15 protein-coding genes are annotated in these 19,645 nt (G+C 50.1%); 13 read left to right on the top strand and 2 right to left on the bottom strand.

The window, feature by feature from the left end:
- Positions 1-82 precede the first annotated feature (82 nt).
- The 3 genes from KJS63_RS05140 to mgrA all read left to right on the top strand — a co-directional run bounded on the left by KJS63_RS05140 (position 83) and on the right by mgrA (position 2,821).
- Positions 83-856: an HAD family hydrolase gene (locus KJS63_RS05140; RefSeq protein WP_244862484.1), complete on the top strand. Its 774-nt coding sequence runs from the start codon at positions 83-85 to the stop codon at positions 854-856.
- Positions 857-914: 58 nt separating this feature from the next.
- A complete protein-coding gene (locus KJS63_RS05135) occupies positions 915-1,670 on the top strand; it encodes an NAD-dependent protein deacylase (RefSeq protein ID WP_213618194.1) in 756 nt (251 codons plus the stop codon).
- Between the two features lie 158 nt (positions 1,671-1,828).
- Complete coding sequence (gene mgrA, locus KJS63_RS05130; protein ID WP_213618193.1) at positions 1,829-2,821, top strand: L-glyceraldehyde 3-phosphate reductase; 993 nt, start codon at positions 1,829-1,831, stop codon at positions 2,819-2,821.
- A gap of 125 nt (positions 2,822-2,946) precedes the next feature.
- Here mgrA and KJS63_RS05125 read toward each other — a convergent pair whose 3' ends face one another.
- A complete protein-coding gene (locus tag KJS63_RS05125) occupies positions 2,947-3,822 on the bottom strand; it encodes an AraC family transcriptional regulator (protein WP_374706242.1) in 876 nt (291 codons plus the stop codon).
- A 286-nt stretch (positions 3,823-4,108) separates the two neighbouring features.
- Here KJS63_RS05125 and KJS63_RS05120 point away from each other — a divergent pair, with 286 nt between their 5' ends.
- The 9 genes from KJS63_RS05120 (at position 4,109) to KJS63_RS05080 (ending at position 16,553) form a co-directional block, all read left to right on the top strand.
- Positions 4,109-5,287, top strand: a complete 1,179-nt coding sequence (locus KJS63_RS05120) for a galactokinase (RefSeq protein WP_213618192.1) — start codon at positions 4,109-4,111, stop codon at positions 5,285-5,287.
- 2 nt (positions 5,288-5,289) lie between these two features.
- On the top strand, positions 5,290-6,279 hold the full coding sequence (gene galE, locus KJS63_RS05115) for a UDP-glucose 4-epimerase GalE (RefSeq protein WP_213618191.1): 990 nt from the start codon (positions 5,290-5,292) through the stop codon (positions 6,277-6,279).
- A gap of 10 nt (positions 6,280-6,289) precedes the next feature.
- Positions 6,290-7,900 carry a UDP-glucose--hexose-1-phosphate uridylyltransferase gene (locus tag KJS63_RS05110; protein WP_244862483.1) on the top strand — a complete coding sequence of 537 codons (1,611 nt, stop codon included), beginning with the start codon at positions 6,290-6,292 and terminating at the stop codon, positions 7,898-7,900.
- Between the two features lie 111 nt (positions 7,901-8,011).
- Positions 8,012-9,175 carry an iron-containing alcohol dehydrogenase gene (locus tag KJS63_RS05105; RefSeq protein ID WP_213618190.1) on the top strand — a complete coding sequence of 388 codons (1,164 nt, stop codon included), beginning with the start codon at positions 8,012-8,014 and terminating at the stop codon, positions 9,173-9,175.
- A gap of 278 nt (positions 9,176-9,453) precedes the next feature.
- The gene (gene glcT / locus KJS63_RS05100; RefSeq protein ID WP_068615936.1) at positions 9,454-10,296 is read left to right on the top strand and encodes a glucose PTS transporter transcription antiterminator GlcT; all 843 of its coding nucleotides are present in this window, start codon (positions 9,454-9,456) and stop codon (positions 10,294-10,296) included.
- Between the two features lie 239 nt (positions 10,297-10,535).
- Positions 10,536-12,641, top strand: coding sequence for a glucose-specific PTS transporter subunit IIBC (gene ptsG / locus KJS63_RS05095; RefSeq protein WP_213618189.1), 2,106 nt, complete (start codon positions 10,536-10,538; stop codon positions 12,639-12,641).
- Between the two features lie 72 nt (positions 12,642-12,713).
- Positions 12,714-12,989: an HPr family phosphocarrier protein gene (locus KJS63_RS05090; RefSeq protein WP_068622054.1), complete on the top strand. Its 276-nt coding sequence runs from the start codon at positions 12,714-12,716 to the stop codon at positions 12,987-12,989.
- Entirely contained in the window at positions 12,982-14,694 is a 1,713-nt protein-coding gene (ptsP, locus tag KJS63_RS05085) for a phosphoenolpyruvate--protein phosphotransferase (RefSeq protein ID WP_213618188.1), read from the top strand. The genes KJS63_RS05090 and ptsP overlap by 8 nt, the downstream gene beginning before the upstream one ends.
- Positions 14,695-15,011: 317 nt before the next feature.
- A complete protein-coding gene (locus KJS63_RS05080; RefSeq protein ID WP_213618187.1) occupies positions 15,012-16,553 on the top strand; it encodes a Ppx/GppA family phosphatase in 1,542 nt (513 codons plus the stop codon).
- On the opposite strand, the gene ppk1 is transcribed toward KJS63_RS05080, so the two are convergent.
- Positions 16,513-18,606 carry a polyphosphate kinase 1 gene (ppk1, locus tag KJS63_RS05075; protein WP_213618186.1) on the bottom strand — a complete coding sequence of 698 codons (2,094 nt, stop codon included), beginning with the start codon at positions 18,604-18,606 and terminating at the stop codon, positions 16,513-16,515. The genes KJS63_RS05080 and ppk1 overlap by 41 nt on opposite strands.
- A gap of 330 nt (positions 18,607-18,936) precedes the next feature.
- Between ppk1 and KJS63_RS05070 the strand changes: the two genes are divergently transcribed.
- Complete coding sequence (locus tag KJS63_RS05070) at positions 18,937-19,581, top strand: 50S ribosomal protein L25 (RefSeq protein ID WP_213618185.1); 645 nt, start codon at positions 18,937-18,939, stop codon at positions 19,579-19,581.
- Positions 19,582-19,645: the final 64 nt, after the last annotated feature.

Below are 19,645 nucleotides of genomic sequence, written 5' to 3'. Positions count from 1 at the left end.
TTTTAGTTTGAAAATCTTATCTTTATCTCCATGCTGTAAGCGCTGTAAAATAGATATATCAATTTTGATAGGAGGCATGGTTGTGCCTGTAATCCGTGTGGCTGGTCACAAGCTGCCCATTGCAGCCATTTTATTTGATAAGGACGGTACACTCCTGGATTTCATGAAGCTGTGGGGGATTTGGGCTGAGATGGTAACCCGGCAGATGAAAATGAGGGTTCAAGAACTGAACGGCACTCTTCTTGGAGGAGACGAAGGACTGCTCGGCACCTGTCTTGATGAGAATGGAAAGGTAACCGGGTATGATAGAACAGGCCCTCTTGCCATGGGATCAGAGGAGGAGACGCTTGGGCTGCTTGCCTGGCAGCTCTACCAGGCAGGTGTTCCTTGGAACGAGGCCATCGTCAGGGTCAGGGAGATTTCAGCGGCTGCCATGCAGGCTGCAAAAAGAGAGGGGCAGGCTCAGCCTATGGCAGATCTCATTCCCCTGCTTGAGAAAGCCAGGGAGCTGGGAATCCGGCTCGGGGTGGTGACCACCGACGGATCAGGGAATGCCAGGGAGCATCTGCGTGCCATGTCCATCGAGCGCTATTTTGGCAGCGTCGTAGGGCATGACCAGGTACGGAGAGGAAAGCCTGCACCCGATATGGTTCGGCTGGCCTGCCGGGAGTTAGGCGTACTGCCTGAACAGTGCGTAGTCATCGGAGACAGCAATGCCGATATGCAGATGGGGAAATCTGCCAAATCTGCGCTGACGATCGGTTATTCACAAACCGCTGACGAGGGAGCTTATCTTACCGATGCCGATGTCCGGATCACAAGTTATACGCAAATCTCTTTGGAGCCGGATACATGAATAAGGGACAAAACTTCATTATAACGATGAAATGAACTTGGAAGTGGAGGCGATGAGCATGAATGAGCATCAGTTGGAAACCTTAACCGAATGGATCAACGACAGCAGACAGATTGTATTCTTTGGCGGAGCGGGAATCTCCACGGAAAGTGGGATTCCGGATTTCCGCTCGGCTGCAGGGATTTATCAGATGGAAGTGAACTCTCCATATTCACCTGAAGAGATTCTGAGCCGGCAGTTCTTTGACCGTCATCCTGAAGTGTTCTACGATTTCTACAAATCTAAAATGCTGCACCCTGAAGCGGCCCCGAATCCGGCACACCGGCTGCTGGCGGCTCTTGAGCGGGAAGGAAAACTGGATATGATCATCACCCAGAATATTGACGGACTTCATCAGCAGGCAGGCAGCACACGGGTGCAGGAATTGCACGGTTCCATTCACCGCAACCACTGTCTGGACTGCGGCAAATTCTTCGCCCTTTCGGACATTATGGGAAGTAAGGACATAGTCCCCTGGTGTGCGGCTTGCGGCGGGGTTATTAAGCCGGATGTTGTCCTCTACGGGGAGATGCTGGATGATAAAGTCATTCATGAGAGCATAGAGGCCATAGAGAAGTCGGATCTTCTAATAATTGGGGGGACCTCTCTGACCGTTCATCCGGCAGCCGGATTAGTGGGTTACTTCGGTGGGAGCCGCAGTGTGCTGATCAATATTTCTACAACGCCTTATGATCACAAAGCGGGCCTGCTGGTCACCGAACCTATCGGTGCAGTGATGGCTGAAGTTGCCGCCCGTTTGAATTTGACGATTTAATTAAGGAGCAGCGAATAAATAAAACTTCAAGGGCTGAGAAAACGGTTTCTTGCCAAAGCGGCAGTGAAGGACTATGATCTAGTTTATAAGGAATGAATAAGAATTCAATTTGTTCAGGATTGTAAGTGAGCTTACCAACAGAAAGGTAGGAGAAAAGCATGGTATACACTGCATCTGAAGACCGCTATAAGAGCATGAAATATAACCGTGTAGGCCGATCGGGCCTGAAGCTTCCGGCGATTTCTCTTGGTCTTTGGCATAACTTTGGCGGCGTGGATAAATTTGAGAACGGCCGCGAGATGATTTTAAGGGCGTTTGATCTCGGGATTACACATTTTGACTTAGCCAATAACTACGGCCCGCCTCCAGGATCCGCGGAAGAGATGTTTGGGCAGGTGCTGCGCAAGGATCTTAGTCCTTACCGTGACGAATTGGTCATCTCCTCCAAGGCCGGATATTATATGTGGCCGGGACCTTACGGGGAGTGGGGTTCGCGAAAATATCTCGTTGCAAGCATCGATCAGAGTCTGAAGCGGATGGGACTCGACTATGTGGATATTTTCTATTCACATCGGTTCGATCCGGATACACCTCTTGAAGAGACCATGATGGCGCTGGATCATATTGTCCGCTCAGGCAAAGCGCTGTACGCGGGGATTTCCAGCTACTCCGCAGAGCAGACAGCGGAAGCAGTCGCTATCCTGAGACAGCTTGGGACTCCGCTGCTGATCCATCAGCCGAACTATTCGATGCTGGATCGCTGGATCGAGAATGGCCTGCAGGATGTTCTGGAGGAGAACGGAGTAGGCAGCATCGCCTTTTGTCCGCTGGCCCAAGGGCTGTTGACCAGCAAGTATTTGAACGGCGTTCCAGACAGCTCCCGCGCGGCAAGTCCTACCGGGTCCCTGCAGAAGGACCAAATTACGCCTGAAGTCCTGCGGAAGATCCGCGCACTGAATCAGATTGCGGCTGCAAGGGGGCAGAGCCTTGCCCAGTTCGCCCTGGCTTGGGTGCTTCGCGGCGGCAAGATCACCTCTGCGCTGATCGGCGCAAGCCGTGTCAGCCAGATTGAAGAGAATGTGGAGGCACTGAACCAGCTCGATTTCTCCGATGAGGAATTAAGCCGAATCGAGACGATTCTGAAAGCCTAAATAACAATTGGAATCATATTTGCATTCCATGCAAGCTTACACAAGCCATTCCCCGGGCGGGGGAGATGGCTTGTTTTTTGTTACTGCAGTTTTTTATCTAAAGAGCTGTCTATCTAAAAGCTGCCCTAATCCAGAGATGGGAGGCCCATCTGCTGTGTAAGAGACCTGCGGTAGCCGCTTGGAGATATGCCCTGCAGACGGCTGAACTGGCGTGAGAAATACAGGGCATCGGGCAATCCGACCGATGCGGCTACCTGTTCGACCGACAGCTCGGGGCGGTCCCGCAGCAGCTCGCGGGCTTTATCGATCCGCAGTCTCAATAAATAGGTAACAGGTGAAATCCCAATCTGTTTCTTGAAAATTCGGGAGAGATAGGCCCGGTTATAACCCATGCTGGCACACATTTCTTCGATCGATACAGGATAGGCGTACTGGCTCGACATATATTGGACCATTTGTTTGACGACCTGCTGTACCCCGGATTTCCCTCCCGCATATCCCGACTGCTCCCTCAGCTTCTCCTCAGCTTCCGCCATTATCATATAGAGACTGCCCAATGAGGACAGATGGGCGCTTGTCCGGTTCTCACGGAACATGTCAAGAATAGAGCGGAGAAGTCCGGGAATGGGGCTTTTTGTTACGGAGGAACGCAGAATGGGTCTCTCTAAATGGAAGCCCGCTGAGGCGGCGAGTTCGGAAGCCCCAACACCAGTAAAAGCAACCCAGCGGTAGCGCCAAGGCTCAGAGGGGTTGGAGGCGTAGCTTACCAGCTGATCCGGGTGGATCAGGAAGCCGTCCCCTTCCTTCAGCTCATAAGTGTCAAATTCCGTACGGAAGATCCCTTGGCCTTGTTCCACAAAATGAAACAGGTAAAAGTCGTATACCTTGGGGCCAAGCCGGTGATCAGGCCTCGTCTGGCTGGCTCCTGCGAATAGGACATGAAGCGTATCCGCACCGGAATATGCGGGGTTCCCCGCAGCCATGTAGGTTTCTGCAGTCAAGATACAGCCCCTCCTTATAAATGTCATTACGTGGATTAGTGAAAGCTCAAGGCAGGGTAGCCTTGAATTTGATACAATCAGTGTATCTTGAAAAGTCACATAAATCCATATAAAACACGCATTGTTGCATTATCAGAGATAGCCGCTGTCTTTTATAATTGAATCAAAGGAACCAGGGAAATACGCTGCGTTAGAGCCTTGGATAATAGAGGCCAGGAGCTTGTTCGGGCCGTCTTGGTTCAATCACATAGCTCATAAAATTACGAATAAGGATGGGTGAGCTCAATTGAGTCTACAGCATTTGAAACAGTCATTTATCTCTGCCTATGGTGAGAGCCGGCAGCCGATTCGGTATTTTCAGGCTCCTGGTCGTGTGAATCTGATCGGAGAACATATTGATTACAACGGAGGTTATGTCCTTCCCGCTGCTCTGGAATTTGGAACAACCTTGGCGATCCGCCGCCGGGAGGATGATTTGGTCGTATTCAAATCCTTGAATTTTCCTTATGAGGCCTCCATTGCGCTTTCTGGTCTTGGAGCCTCCAAGACAGGCGAGTGGGTGGATTATCCAGTTGGTGTTGCTGTAGAGCTAGCCAAGCTAGGAGCTGGCCTGAGTTCAGGTTATGAGCTGCTCTTTCATGGCGAAATTCCGAACGGAGCCGGGCTGTCTTCTTCCGCTTCGATTGAGGTGGTAACCGCCTACGCACTCCTAACTATGGAGGAGCATGAACGTGATACTGTGGAGATTGCCCTCTTGTCCCAGCGTGCCGAGAACCAATACGTCGGCGTGAACAGCGGCATTATGGATCAGTTCGCTGTGGCTAACGGGGCTGTGGACCATGCCATTCTGCTGATGTGCGGCACACTCGAATATAAACGGGTGCCTTTTGTTACAGGCTCCTATAAGTTAGTGATTGGAAATACAAACAAGCGCAGAGGATTGGTTGATTCGAAATATAACGAGCGCCGGACCGAGTGTGACCGTGCGCTGGCCGGGCTGCAAGTAAAATTTCCGGGGCTGAAATTTCTGGCTGATCTTACGCCTGAACAATTCGCGGAATCCGGGTCTGTTCTTCAGGATGATGTGCTTTACCGCAGGGCAAAGCATGTAGTTGAAGAGAATTCACGCGTGCTGAAATCGGTTGAGGCTCTAAGCCATAACGATCTTATCTCGTTCGGACAGTACATGAACGAATCCCACGATTCTCTGCGTGACCTGTATGAAGTCAGCTGTGACGAGCTTGATATTATGGTGGAAGAAGCCCGCCGGATTCCCGGAACATTAGGCTCCCGGATGACCGGAGCCGGATTCGGAGGCTGTACCGTATCGCTTGTCCACGAGGATGACGTGGACCTGTTTGTGAAACAGGTAGGCGAGGAGTACCAGCGGCGTACAGGGATTCAAGCGGAATTCTATGTTTGCGGCGTAGGTAACGGAGTAAATGAAATCAAGGAGGGGAATTAAAGATGGCAATTCTTGTAACTGGAGGGGCTGGATATATCGGGTCACACACTGTGGCTGAGCTTCTTGCACGAGGCGAAGAGGTAGTTGTGATAGATAATCTGCAGTCGGGGCACAAGAAATCTTTGCTGGGCGGCAAGCTGTATGAAGGGGACCTTAGGGACAAGGAACTGCTGACTAAAGTGTTTTCCGAGAATCCAATCGATGCAGTCATCCATTTTGCGGCAAATTCTCTTGTCGGCGAGAGTATGCAGAAGCCTGTGAAATATTATGACAACAATGTATACGGTACACTTTGTCTCCTGGAAGCCATGGAGCAGGCGGGTGTCCGCCGCATCGTATTCTCTTCAACGGCTGCGACCTACGGGGAGCCGGAAAAGGTGCCGATTCTTGAGACGGACCGGACTGAGCCAACCAATGTCTACGGGGAGACCAAGCTCACCATGGAGCGGATGATGAAATGGTTCGATCAGGTTCTGGGGATCAAATACGTGTCATTAAGATATTTCAATGCTGCCGGAGCTCATGAAAGCGGGAAGATTGGAGAAGACCACCGTCCGGAGAGTCACCTGATTCCGCTAATCCTTCAGACGGCTCTGGGCCAGCGCAAGGAAATCGCAGTGTTCGGTGGTGATTATCCAACCCCTGATGGAACCTGCATCCGCGACTATATTCATGTCAGTGATCTGGCCGATGCGCATTACCTGGCTGTACAGTACCTCAGAAATGGATCAGACAGCAATATTTTTAACTTAGGCAACGGACAAGGCTTCTCTGTACAAGAGGTTATTGCCAAAGTCAAAGCGGTGACCGGGGTAGATTTCCCTGTTGCGGTGCATCCGAGACGTGCCGGTGATCCGGCGGTGCTGGTCGCTTCTTCAGAGAAGGCCCAAAGCGTTCTTGGCTGGAAGCCGGGCAGAAGCCAGCTTGACCACATCATTCAGTCAGCCTGGGACTGGCATCGTGCCAATCCGCAGGGGTATGACACAAAGTGAGGGACATAAAATGAAGGAGCAGGATAAGCAGGCGGGCAATCCAAATCAGCAGATTACGGTGGACAACGTGAAACTTGCGATTGAACAGCTTGTCTTTTACTCAACTAAGCAGGGACTTATTACATCATATGATATAGATTATACCCGTAACCGGCTGCTCGAGCTGTTCCAGCTGGATGAAGCGATCCAGGACCCTGTGGAGGAAGGGGCAATCCCTGCTCTTCCTCTCATTCTGAATACACTGATCTCGTACGGCTATGAGATTGGCTTGATTCCTGAGAATACGGTAACTTACCGGGATTTGCTCGATGCGCGAATCATGGGTTTGGTTTTGGCGAGACCTTCAGAGGTCATCCGGAGCTTCCGGGAGACCGAAGCGGCACAGGGGATTTCCGCCGCAACGGACTCATTTTATAAACTGTCGGTAGACTCCAATTATATTCGTATGGATAGAGTTGCCGAGAATGTGTATTGGAGGAAGGATACTCCATTTGGAGAGATGGAGATTACTATCAATCTGTCCAAGCCGGAGAAGAATCCGAAGGAGATTGCCGCCGCCAAGCTGCTGCCACCGCCGATCTACCCGAAATGCCAGCTTTGCCGGGAGAATGTAGGATATGCCGGGCGGCTCAACCATCCTGCAAGACAGAATCTGCGGGTGATCCCCCTAACCTTGAATGGGGAGTCATGGTTCTTCCAGTATTCCCCATACGTGTACTATAATGAGCATTCGATTGTTTTTCATCATGACCATGTGCCTATGAAGCTGACCCGCAGCACATTTAAGCGCCTGTTTGATTTTGTGGGTCAATTCCCACACTATTTTATCGGTTCAAATGCCGATCTTCCCATTGTGGGGGGATCGATTCTTACTCATGATCATTTCCAGGCGGGACGGCACGTCTTCCCGCTTGAGAAGGCGCCAGAGGTGAAGGCGTTCAAGCATCCAAGATATACATCGGTGAATCTGAGTCCCGTAAAATGGCCGCTGTCCGTTCTACGTTTGAGCTCAAGCAGCCCGGAGGAGCTCTTGGATGCTGCTAACGAGCTGTATGAAGCGTGGAAAATCTATAGTAAGCCAGAATTGGACATTCTCGCTTTCTCTACGGGACAAGGGGGAGAGCGCATTCCCCACAACACCGTTACTCCACTGGTGAGACGCCGGCCTAACGGGGATTATGAAATCGATATTGTGCTGCGAAACAACCGGACGAGCGAGGAGCATCCGGAAGGGATCTTCCATGCCCACCGGGAAATGCATCATCTTAAGAAGGAGAATATTGGCCTGATTGAGGTTATGGGGCTTGCCATTCTGCCTGGAAGGCTGAAACAGGAGCTTACAGGAATAGCTCAGATTCTTGCTGGAGATCATAATTTATATACACAGGTGAAGGAAGGCGCCGTTCCTGAGCTGGCCACCCATGCGGCCTGGATTGACGAGCTTGTCCATAACTATGGAACCGGCCTTGAGTCTGGGAAGGCAGAGGAGATTCTGCGTGAAGAGGTAGGCGGTAAATTTGCGGAGATCCTCGGGCAAGCGGGTGTATTCAAGCAGACAGATGAGGGACAGGAAGCACTTCATGAGTTCCTGAACCGCTGCGGTTATAAGAAGTCGTCCTGATAGGACGGCTTTTTGTATGCAGGCGAATTTGTTTCCGCTGCTTCAAGGCAGTATAATCCTAGTGTATTCATTATTTGCAATTTACCAATATGGACGGAGGGACTTACAGAAATGGAAGCATTTGAATTTCGTAATCCGACGAAGCTAATATTCGGAAAAGGTCAGCTAGAAAGCCTGAAGAAGGAAGTTCCCAAGTTCGGCAGCAGAGTGCTGCTGGTCTATGGTGGTGGAAGCATCAAACGCAGCGGGCTGTATGACCGTGTTATTCATATACTGAAGGAAATTGGGTCAGAAGTGACCGAGCTTGCCGGCGTAGAGCCGAATCCACGCCTGTCTACGGTACATAAAGGGGTAGACCTGTGCCGGACGAATGATATTCAGCTGATTCTGGCTGTGGGCGGCGGCAGTGTAATTGACTGTGCCAAGGCAATCGCCGTGGGAGCTAAATACGAGGGCGACATGTGGGACTTCGCGGAGCGTAAAGCTGTCGCTACCGATGCGATTCCTCTCGCTACGGTTCTGACCATGGCTGCTACGGGCTCAGAGATGAATGCCGGTTCGGTCATTACCAATGACCAAACCCAGGAGAAGCTTGGCTGGGGCAGCCCGTATGCCTTCCCTGCCTTCTCTATACTTGATCCCGAGCATACCTTCTCCCTGCCTAGGGACCAGACGGTTTATGGAATCGTTGATATGATGTCACATGTCCTGGAGCACTATTTCCACGTGCCAACCAATTCCCCTGTACAGGACGGATTCTGTGAGACGGTGCTTAGAACGGTTATTGAAACTGCGCCTAAGCTGGTTGATGATCTCCAGAACTATGAGCACCGGGAGACAATTATGTACTGCGGGACTATGGCGCTTAACGGGATTTTGAATATGGGTACAAGGGGAGACTGGGCAACCCACAATATCGAGCATGCGGTATCCGCGGTGTACGATATTCCACATGGCGGGGGCCTGGCGATCTTGTTCCCGAATTGGATGAAACATAATCTGAAGGTGGATGTGTCCCGCTTCAAGCGGCTTGCAGTTAATGTATTTAACGTAAATCCAGAGGGCAAGACGGATGAGGAAGCTGCTCTCGAAGGTATCGAGGCGCTTCGTGCATTCTGGTCTTCTATCGGCGCGCCAAGCCGTCTGAAGGACTATGACATCGATGACAGCCAGCTTGATGTGATGGCTGAGAAAGCGGTGAAGTTCGGGCCATTCGGCAACTTTACCAAGCTTGATAAACAAGACGTATTGGAAATTTATAAGGCTTCTCTCTAAGAAGAGAGAACAATTGGATAAGTTAGTGGAACGCCCCGTAAATCAGGGGCGTTTTTAACTGCTCAGAAATGGATCGGACCTGTTGTAATGACAGAGTATCTAGGGGGAATTGTGAGAGATTAAGGGACTTCATGCAGCTGCTAATTAGCCCTTTTTGCAACATGGTTGGAGAGGCTGGCTCTTGACTCCTGGATGGAATATAATATAATTAAATGTCCTTATTAATGATTGGGCAGTTCCTTGGATTGATTAATGGCCCCTGGTGAAGAGGTGCGAAGGTGAGCAGTTTAGAAGTTGCTAAAGTATTAAACAACAACGTCATTATTGCCAGGCACCCCGAGAATGGTGAAGTGGTGGTCATTGGCAAAGGAATCGGGTTTAACCGGAAGACGGGAGAGTTCATCCCGCTGCAGTCTGTTGAAAAAATGTTTATTCTGAAAAATGCGCATGAGCAGGAGCAGTATAAGCAGCTTGTCCCGCAAGTTGATGAGAAGCTGATTGAGGCTATTAATGATGTGATTCTGTATATTTCCAAACGCTGTAATGAGCCTTTGAATGAACACATCCATATTGCTTTAACCGATCATATTTCATTTGCGATCAAACGGATGGAGCAGAATATTGTGATTCATAATCCTTTTTTGTTTGAGACCAAAGAGATCTACCCGCTCGAATATGAACTGGCAGAATATGCGATCAGAATCATCGGTGAGAAGATGGGGATTGATCTTGGCGAAGATGAAATCGGATTCATCGCGCTGCATATTCATAGCGCGATGACAAATCAGGATATAACTGAGGTGAAGCAGCATTCCCAGCTTATATCGGATCTGGTCAACCTGATTGAGCAGCAGCTTGGAATCAGCCTGAACCGGAACTCCCTCGATTACTCCCGGCTGCTTACCCACCTGAGGTTTGCGATTGAGCGGGTGCGGCAGGGGGAGAAGGTCAGCGAACCGGATAAGCTTGAGGACTTGCTCAAGCAGGAGTACCCGCATTTGTATTCCCTTGCTTGGAAATTAACCAAGATGATGGAGCAGCGCCTTCGGAAGCCAGTATATCAAGCGGAAGTGTCTTATCTGACCATGCATTTGCACAGAGTAGCTCCAAAAAATCTATAAATTTTGTTTATGTAAGGTATTGCACTCTATAATAGGCGGTGCTATAATACCTTTCGTAAGCAGCAAATAAAACCGAATATCATCAGAATGTGTAACTGATTCGATCAGGCATGAGTTGATGAAAGTCATTTGATTGTATTGGACTTTTGCGGGGTATTATAACCCTATAAGAGAGTACATACAATTTGATACTTTCATTGCTCATGCTTTTTTATTTGCTCTAAGAAGGAGGATACTTAATGTTTAAGAAGTTCTTCGGCGTACTGCAGCGTGTAGGTAAGGCCCTCATGCTGCCGGTAGCGATCCTGCCAGCGGCGGGACTATTGCTTGGAATCGGTAACATGCTTATTAGTGAGGATTTCCTTAAGCTTGTTCCTGCACTGGATAATCAAGGGGTTCATGCTGTAGCGACCATTCTGATGAACGCAGGTCAAATTGTATTTGATAACCTGTCCCTTCTCTTTGCTGTCGGGGTAGCGATCGGGCTTGCCGGTGGTGAAGGGGTTGCAGGTCTCGCGGCCATTGTCGGTTTCCTCGTTATGAATATAACGATGGGAACTGTGATAGGGGTTACCCCTGGAATGATCGGTCATAATCAGGCCTATGCGAGTGTGCTCGGTATTCCGACACTTGCTACCGGGGTGTTCGGTGGTATTATTGTCGGGATTCTGGCAGCGGCCATGTATAAGCGGTTCTTCAACATCGAACTGCCGTCGTATCTGGGATTCTTTGCAGGTAAGCGCTTTGTCCCAATCATGACAGCCGCTACTTCTCTGGTGATCGGCCTGCTGATGGTGATTGTGTGGCCGCCGATCCAGCATGGTTTGAACTATCTGTCCCACAATATGATCGACACCAACCGGACACTTGCAGCGTTCATCTTCGGGGTTGTAGAACGCGCATTAATTCCGTTTGGTCTGCATCATATCTTCTATTCCCCGTTCTGGTTCGAATTCGGGGAATACGTTAACAAGGCGGGGCAAGTGATTCGTGGTGACCAGCATATCTTTATGTCCCAGCTGCGTGACGGTGTACCGTTCACAGCGGGTACCTTCATGACAGGTAAATTCCCGTTCATGATGTTTGGTCTTCCGGCGGCTGCGCTTGCGATGTATCACGAGGCGAAGCCAGAGCATAAGAAGTACGTGGCCGGGATTATGGGTTCGGCAGCATTGACTTCGTTCCTGACAGGGATTACGGAACCGATCGAGTTCTCCTTCCTGTTCCTGGCTCCAATCCTGTTTGCGGTTCACTGTGTATTTGCGGGTCTGTCCTTCATGACGATGCAGCTTTTGGGTGTCAAAATCGGGATGACGTTCTCCGGTGGTTTGATTGACTTCCTGATCTTTGGTGTAATCCCTAACCGGACTCCTTGGTATCTGGTGATTATCGTGGGCGCCGTATTTGCGGTCATCTACTACTTCGGATTCCGCTTTATTATCCGGAAATTCAATCTGAAGACACCGGGACGAGAGGATGCGACGGAAGAGGAAACAGAAGTGCAAGAGAGTGGACCAGTGGGATCAGGAGATCTCCCAGGCAACATTCTGACCGCTTTGGGCGGTAAAGAGAACATTGCACATCTGGACGCTTGTATCACCCGTCTTCGTGTAGAAGTCAAGGACAAAGGCAGTGTGAACAAGGATCGGCTGAAGAAGCTTGGCGCTTCCGGGGTTCTGGAAGTGGGGAACAACGTACAGGCGATCTTCGGAACTCGTTCAGACACCATCAAGTCGCAAATTCAAGACATCATGAACGGCAAGGCGGCTGTTTCAGTGCCAAGTGCCGATAGTGTCGGGGAACGGGCTACCAACTTCGATGAACCGAAGACAGCGGCAGACAAACCGGCTCAAGTCGAGCAGCAGGCGGCCCAGGATGGCGATGCGCTGATTAAGGAAGACATCGTGGCTCCGGCAAATGGGGAATTGATGGATATTACGAAGGTTCCTGATCCGGTGTTCTCTGAGAAAATGACCGGTGACGGCTTTGCAATCCTGCCAAGTGATGGAACGATCTGTTCTCCGGTGTACGGTAAAGTCTTTAATGTGTTCCCAAGCAAGCATGCCATTGGCATCATGTCTGACGGCGGCAAGGAAGTGCTGGTTCATATCGGTGTGAATACTGTGAAGCTGAAAGGACAGGGCTTCAATGTGCTGGTCAAGGAAGGGGATCTCGTATCCGCAGGTCAGCCGATCATGGAGGTCGATCTGGAGTATGTGAAAGCTAATGCGCCTTCCATCATTTCGCCGATTATTTTCTCGAACCTGCCTGAGGGCTCATCGGTAACGCTCAATAAATCCGGTACAGTCAAGAGCGGGGAAGAGAACATTATCACGATTAAATAACAAATTCGCTTTTGCTTATTTAATCTTTTAATATAAAATTATACTCTAACAAAGAAAGTGAGATGTATGAACATGCAAAGAAACTTTAAAATTACTGATGAAGATGGTATCCACGCTCGCCCGGCAACTGCCCTGGTGAATACAGCTAACAAATTCAAGGGTGCAGAATCCTTTGCTGAAGCTAATGGCAAAAAAGTAACTTTGAAGTCGATTCTTGGCGTATTGTCTTTGGGTCTGGAAAAAGGCGACAGCATCACGCTGATTTCTGAAGGTGAAGAAGCGGAAGCGGCTCTGAACGCGCTGTCCGACATTATGGTAAGTGAAGGGTTAGGGGAAATTAATGATTAAGATTGAGGGTATTGCAGCATCCGCAGGCGTAGCAATCGCCCGCGCCTTCAAGCTTGAGCACCCTGATTTTACAATCAACAAGAAGTCTGTTGCAGACACGGCATCAGAGGTTGCCCGTTTTGACGAGGCCCTGGTTACCTCCCAAAAGGAGCTTGAGGCGATTAAAGAGCGCACCCGCGCTGAGCTTGGCGACAAGAAAGCGGAGATCTTCGAATCCCATTTGCTGATTCTAAGTGATCCTGAACTGATTGATCCTGTTCGCGCCATGATTGGTGACGAACAGGTCAATGCGGAATATGCTCTGAATGAGACAGCTTCCCAGTTCATTTCCATGTTCGAGAACATGAAGAGCGCTTATCTGCAAGAGCGTGCGGCGGATATGCGCGACGTAACAAAGCGTGTGCTGACTCATCTGCTTGGGTTGACTTATGTCAATCCGGCAGAGATCAGCGAAGAAGTCATTGTCATCGCAGAAGACCTGACTCCTTCGGATACCGCACAGTTGAACCGTAAATATGTGCTTGGCTTTACAACAAACATCGGTGGACGGACTTCCCACTCCGCGATTATGGCCCGTTCCTTGGAAATTCCTGCTGTAGTGGGAACCAAAGACGTGGTTGAACAGGTGAACAAAGGTGATCTTGTTATCGTGGATGGTCTTGACGGCACAGTCATTATTAATCCGACAGACGAGGTTGTTGCGGAGTACCGCACCAAGCAGGCGAAGTATCAAGAGCAGCGTGCAGAGTGGAACAAGCTGCGTGATCAGCCGTCCATGTCCAAAGACGGGGTTCATGTGGAACTTGCTGCCAACATCGGTACGCCTAACGATGTCGCTGGCGTCATTGATAACGGCGGTGAGGGAGTCGGCTTGTATCGTACGGAGTTCTTGTATATGGGCCGTGACAAGCTTCCTTCGGAAGACGTGCAGTTTAATGCATATAAGACTGTTCTGGAGAAGATGGAAGGCAAGCCGGTTGTCGTTCGTACGCTTGATATCGGGGGAGACAAGGAGCTTCCTTACCTCGATCTGCCGAAGGAAATGAATCCGTTCCTGGGCTTCCGTGCTGTGCGTCTATGTCTGGACCGTACAGACATCTTCCGTACCCAGCTTCGCGCCCTGCTTCGGGCAAGCGTGTATGGAAACCTGCGGATCATGTTCCCGATGATCGCCACTTTGGGTGAATTCCGTGAGGCCAAAGCTCTGCTGCTCGAAGAGAAGGAGAAGCTGAAGGCCGAAGGAATTGAAGTATCGGAGAACATCCAGCTTGGAATCATGGTGGAGATTCCTTCCACAGCGGTTCTGGCCGACCAATTTGCGAAAGAAGTGGATTTCTTCAGTATTGGAACCAATGACCTGATCCAGTATACGATGGCTGCGGACCGTATGAATGAACGTGTCTCGTATCTGTATCAGCCTTATAATCCGGCGATTCTCCGTCTTGTGAAGATGGTGATTGATGCAGCGCACAAAGAAGGACGCTGGGCTGGAATGTGTGGCGAGATGGCTGGGGATACGACAGCGATTCCTCTTCTGCTCGGACTGGGTCTGGACGAATTCAGCATGAGTGCAACCTCGATCCTGCCAGCACGTTCTTTGATCTCCAAGCTTTCCAAGATGGAAATGCAGGAGCTAGCCGCTAAGGCGCTGGATTTACAAACCGCGGAACAGGTTGTGGAATTGGTTCAAAGTATTCAGGCTTAATTCCGTTTCTAACGGACGGTATCTGTTTATTCTCTTTTTCCAACATCAATATACTTGGGCATTTACCCGGCCGGTATCTTCGGATACCGGTTTTTTTTGCTTTAGCGCGCTGATTTATGTATTAATATTGTAAGATGGTGTTATATAAAAGGAACATTAGAATTAACCGGTCTCAGAGCCCCTAAAGGATAACCTTCATAAGTTCATTTTATATAGTGTGCCTAGCGGGATGACGAAATAGATTTTATTTAGCGTCTGATTTGGCTGAAATGAATAGGTTTATAATGAATTTATACCGATATACAAGGAGTATACATATGAATGACAATCGCAGCACTGTAGGCATTATCGATATTGGATCGAACTCGATTCGGGTTGTGGTCTACGAGGTAACTCCCGAAGGCGCATATAGAGTTGTTAAGGAATGCAAGGAATCGGCCAGGCTTAGCGAGAAGATTAATGCGGACGGCAACATGACCCAGGAGGGAATGATGGCCATTGTGCCTGTGTTGTCCGAATTCCGGAATATATGTACATCCTATGGATGTGTGCGGGTCCGTGTGGCAGCCACGGCAGCGATCCGCAATGCGGGGAATGCGCTGGATATTGTGGAGACCCTGAACCGCCACACCGGGCTTGAAATTGAGCTGCTGTCGGGCGAAGAAGAGGCTTATTTCGGATTTATGGGCGTTGCCCATGGGATCGGGGTGAGCCATGGTTTCATTATTGATATCGGCGGCGGCAGTACAGAGATCACCTTATTCCGCAATCGGGAATTATTACACAGCATCTCTCTTCCGATTGGAGCGGTTAATTCGAATTACAAGTATGCGGGAGCTTCCGGTTGGTCAGATCAAGCCAGTCTCCAATTGCAAAATGAAGTGGAGAGCCATCTGCGAAATTATGCGTGGTTATCCAGCCACCCGGATCTCCCCCTTATTGGGCTTGGAGGAACAATCCGCTCCCTGGGAAAGCTCGACCAGCGACGCAGCAAATACCCGCTTAAGGTGACCCATCACTATGAGCTTGGGAAGGAGAGCATTGATTATTACGCAGATCTGCTCCCCTCGATATCTGTAGAGCAGCGAAGAAGGCTTGGGGGCCTGTCCAAGAACCGGGTGGACATTATCGTTCCAGGGGTGCTTATCCTGCATACCATTTATAAATATATCAAGTCCCGGAGCTGTCTGATCAGTGGTACGGGTCTTCGTGAAGGCCTGCTTCATGACATTATAAGCAGCACTCTTCCTGAGCCGCAGCGGGTGGTTGAGCGGCAGGTGGGTTCGCTGCTGGCCTTTCATTCCACGGCGTCTCTTAAGCATTTAAGGCAAGTCAATCTGCTGTCAGGCCAGCTGCTGGAACGGCTGTGGGAGGAAGGGGAGGATGCTGGACTAGCTTCCAGGCTTCTCTATGTATCATCTATGCTTTACAAGATCGGAAGCTCGCTTTGGTATCATCAATTTGAGAAGCATACGATGTATTGGCTGCTTAATGCCCCGCTTGGGGGGCTCACACATCGTGAAATTGTGCTTGCCGCCCTAATCGCGGAACACCGGGCCAAGAACGGCAAGCAGACAAGCTTCAGCCTGTATCATAACAGCATTCTGAAAGACCAGGATGACAAGCTGGCTGCCCGTCTGGCTGCTCTGCTTGAGATTGCGATAGCCTTGGATTCGAGTGAAACGCAGCCTGTGATCTCGGTAGCGACAGAGCGGTATAACAAAACGCTGCTGCTCAAAATAAAATGCCGCACCCAGCCCTATATTGAACTTAGGGAACTGGATACGGCAGCGAAAGCTTTCCACAAAGCGTGGGATATTAAACTGAAGTGGGAAGTTCTCGTTTCTTCCACGCCATAATATCAAGAGCTGCGAACTGGCTGCGGCAGGACGGGAGATCGTTTACGATTCTCTCGTATTTGCCGCTGGCTACGAGCTTCTGTGCCTTGACGTTATCGTTCAGGGACAACCGCAAAATTTGGATCAGAATGCGGCGCGCCGCTTCCTCATACACCGGGCACATCAGCTCGATGCGGCGCGTCAGATTGCGTGTCATCCAGTCCGCGCTGGAAATCCACACCTCCGGTTCACCGCCGTTCTCGAAATAATATATCCTTGAATGCTCAAGGAAGCGGTCCACAATGCTTCGTACGGTAATCCGCTCACTCAGGCCCTCAACCCCTGGCCGCAAGCAGCATACTCCGCGTACAATGAGATCAATGTCTACCCCGTTCTGGGAGCCTTCATACAGGGTATCGATCATCTCCTGATTGGATAAGGAGTTCATCTTGGCAATGACCCGGGCGGGTCTTCCGGCCTGGGCATGTTCGATTTCCCTCTGTATCAGCTCAGCGAGCTTGGCCTGCATGTTATCCGGAGCCAGGATCAAAGCCTTCCAATGATGAAGCGTCGAATAGCCGGTAATCAAATTAAACAGCTCGGAGGCGTCCTCTCCTATGGCAGGGTGTGTGGTGAACATGCCGATATCGGTGTACAAACGAGCAGTGATGTCGTTGTAATTTCCTGTTCCAACATGAACATACCTTTTGAGATCAGGGCCTTCCTGACGGACGACCAGCAGGATCTTGGCATGAGTCTTCAGGCCAACCAGCCCGTAGACCACGTGACATCCCGCCTTCTCCAGCGTTCTGGCCCAGGCGATGTTCCTTTCCTCATCGAAGCGGGCTTTCAGTTCAACCACGACCGTGACCTGCTTGCCGGATTCCGCGGCATCGGCGAGCGCGCGAATAAGCGGAGAATTCCCGCTGACCCGGTAGAGCGTCATCTTGATCGCCATAACCTGCGGATCTTCCGATGCCTGAACAATGAAGTCGGTGACGGCGTCAAAGCACTCGTACGGGTGGTACATCAGCACATCCCGTTCTTTTAGCACCTCGAAGAAATCCTCATTTTCATCAAATTCCTGTGGATATGGAGGATCTTCCTGAGGATACCTCAGCTTTGGAGATCCTTTCACTGCGCCGGTGAAATGCCGCAGAAAGGTAAGATCAAGGGGGCCGTCAATTTCGAAGACGGAATCCTTGATTTCGAATTCATCCTGCAGAAGCTCGAGCGCATAAGGATGAAAGCCTTTTTGAACCTCCAGGCGCACAGGAGCTCCCCAGCGCCGTTTGCGAAGCTCCTTCTCAATCTCCTCCAGCAGATCCTCAGCACCTTCTTCATCAATGGTTAAGTCAGCGTTGCGCGTAACCCGAAACTCATTGACGGCCAGCGGAATATAACCGCTGAACAAGGTCTGAATATGATGTTTAATCAATTCTTCAATAAGAATAAAGGACTGCTTCTTGCTGTTCGAGTGATGCGGGAGCGGCACGAACCTGGACAGATTTGACGGAATCTGCACCACGGCGAAATAGGGCTCCTCCCCGGGACTGTCCCCTTCCCGTTTCAAGACGACGGCCAGATAGACAAACTGGTTATGAACTAAAGGAAAGGGTCGGCTTTGATCCACGGCCATTGGAGTGAGCACAGGAAAAATAATGTCGTGGTAGTACGATTCCATCGATTTGCGTTGGGTGGTGTTCAAATCTTCGTATTTCTGAAATTGAATATGCTCTTTGGCTAGCTGCCGCATAATATCGCGGTAGGTGCGATACTGGGCCTGTACCATTTTGGAAACACGGGAGATAAGACGTTTATACAAGCCTGCGGGGGTATACCCGGTAAAATCCTTCTTGGCGTATCCCGCCCGGATCTGGTCCTGTATTCCAGCAACCCGTACACTCATGAATTCATCCAGATTGCTGGACACAATGGACAGGAATTTGGCCCTCTCCAGCAGGGGAGTCATCGAATCCTGGGCCTCCTGAAGGACCCTCGAATTGAACTCGATCCAGCTTAAGTCCCTGTTCAGATAACGGGAACCATCTTCTTTTAAATGATGTTGTGTCATCAGCCTAACGACCTCCGATTAATACGCAATTACTAAGGAATTACTCCCTTCATTGTACTCCTTAGCGACCAATATAAAAGCTGACTTTTGTAAATTCTGTGTAAAATTTATAAGGGAATGTAAAAATAATCTGCTTCTTCAACTATTTTTTACCCAGAATATGAAAGCTTGGGCGCATTATTGGGTAAATAAATGATATGGCCCTTATTCTGTCTCGTTGGATTTCTTCTGCTTGGGGATCTTTGGGATAGAATAAGCAACGCTCAGACTGACTGAAAAGCCTGCGGAGCGTAAATGCGCTGCGCCATAAACTCGAGGAGGTCGTGAACGATGAGTACAGAGCATAACCTTAAACTGAACGCTGAGAAAAGAACCAATTTATCCAATAGCTCGCTGCGGCAGTTGCGGGAAAAAGGGCGGATACCGGGTGTGGTGTACGGAACCCAAATTGGCAGCGTATCACTGCACGTGGATGCCAAGGAGCTGCTGAAAGTGGCCCGTACGGGCCGGTCTGAATTCTTCCAGCTGTCCATCACGGATGGGGAGAGCTTTCCTGCGCTGATTAAGGACGTGCAGCAGCAGGGAGGCAAGGTGATTCATGTTGATTTTCAGCATGTGTCGAAGAATAAGCCGATTCGTGTTAAAGTGCCTATTCACTATAATGGTACGGCAGAAGGAACCAAAACAGGTGGTATTCTGCAAATCCAGGAGACGGAGCTTGAGGTCGAAGGTCTTCCGGATTCCCTGCCAGCCGGGATTGATATCGACGTAACTGGGTTGGGAGCAGGAGACAAGCTTACTGCGGCTGAAGTGAAGCTTCCTGAAGGGGTAACCCTGATCTCGTCAGAGGAAAGCCTCCTTGCTTCCATTGTTCTGCCTCGTGCAGCCGATACGGCGGTGGATGAGCCAAGTGGAGAAGCTGCTGAGGGAGCAGGAGATGAAACCGCTGATTCCAAAGGTGCGGAAGAGGCTTAAAATTTGCCATATCCTAATCAAATAGATGAAGGAAGGCCCGTGTCATCGCGACCCGGGTCTTTTT

Source organism: Paenibacillus sp. J22TS3 (genome assembly GCF_018403205.1).
GTDB classification, from domain to species: Bacteria; Bacillota; Bacilli; order Paenibacillales; family Paenibacillaceae; genus Fontibacillus; species Fontibacillus tuaregi.
The sequence above is the reverse complement of the archived record's forward strand: the minus strand, read 5'-3'. Positions and strand labels throughout refer to the sequence as shown.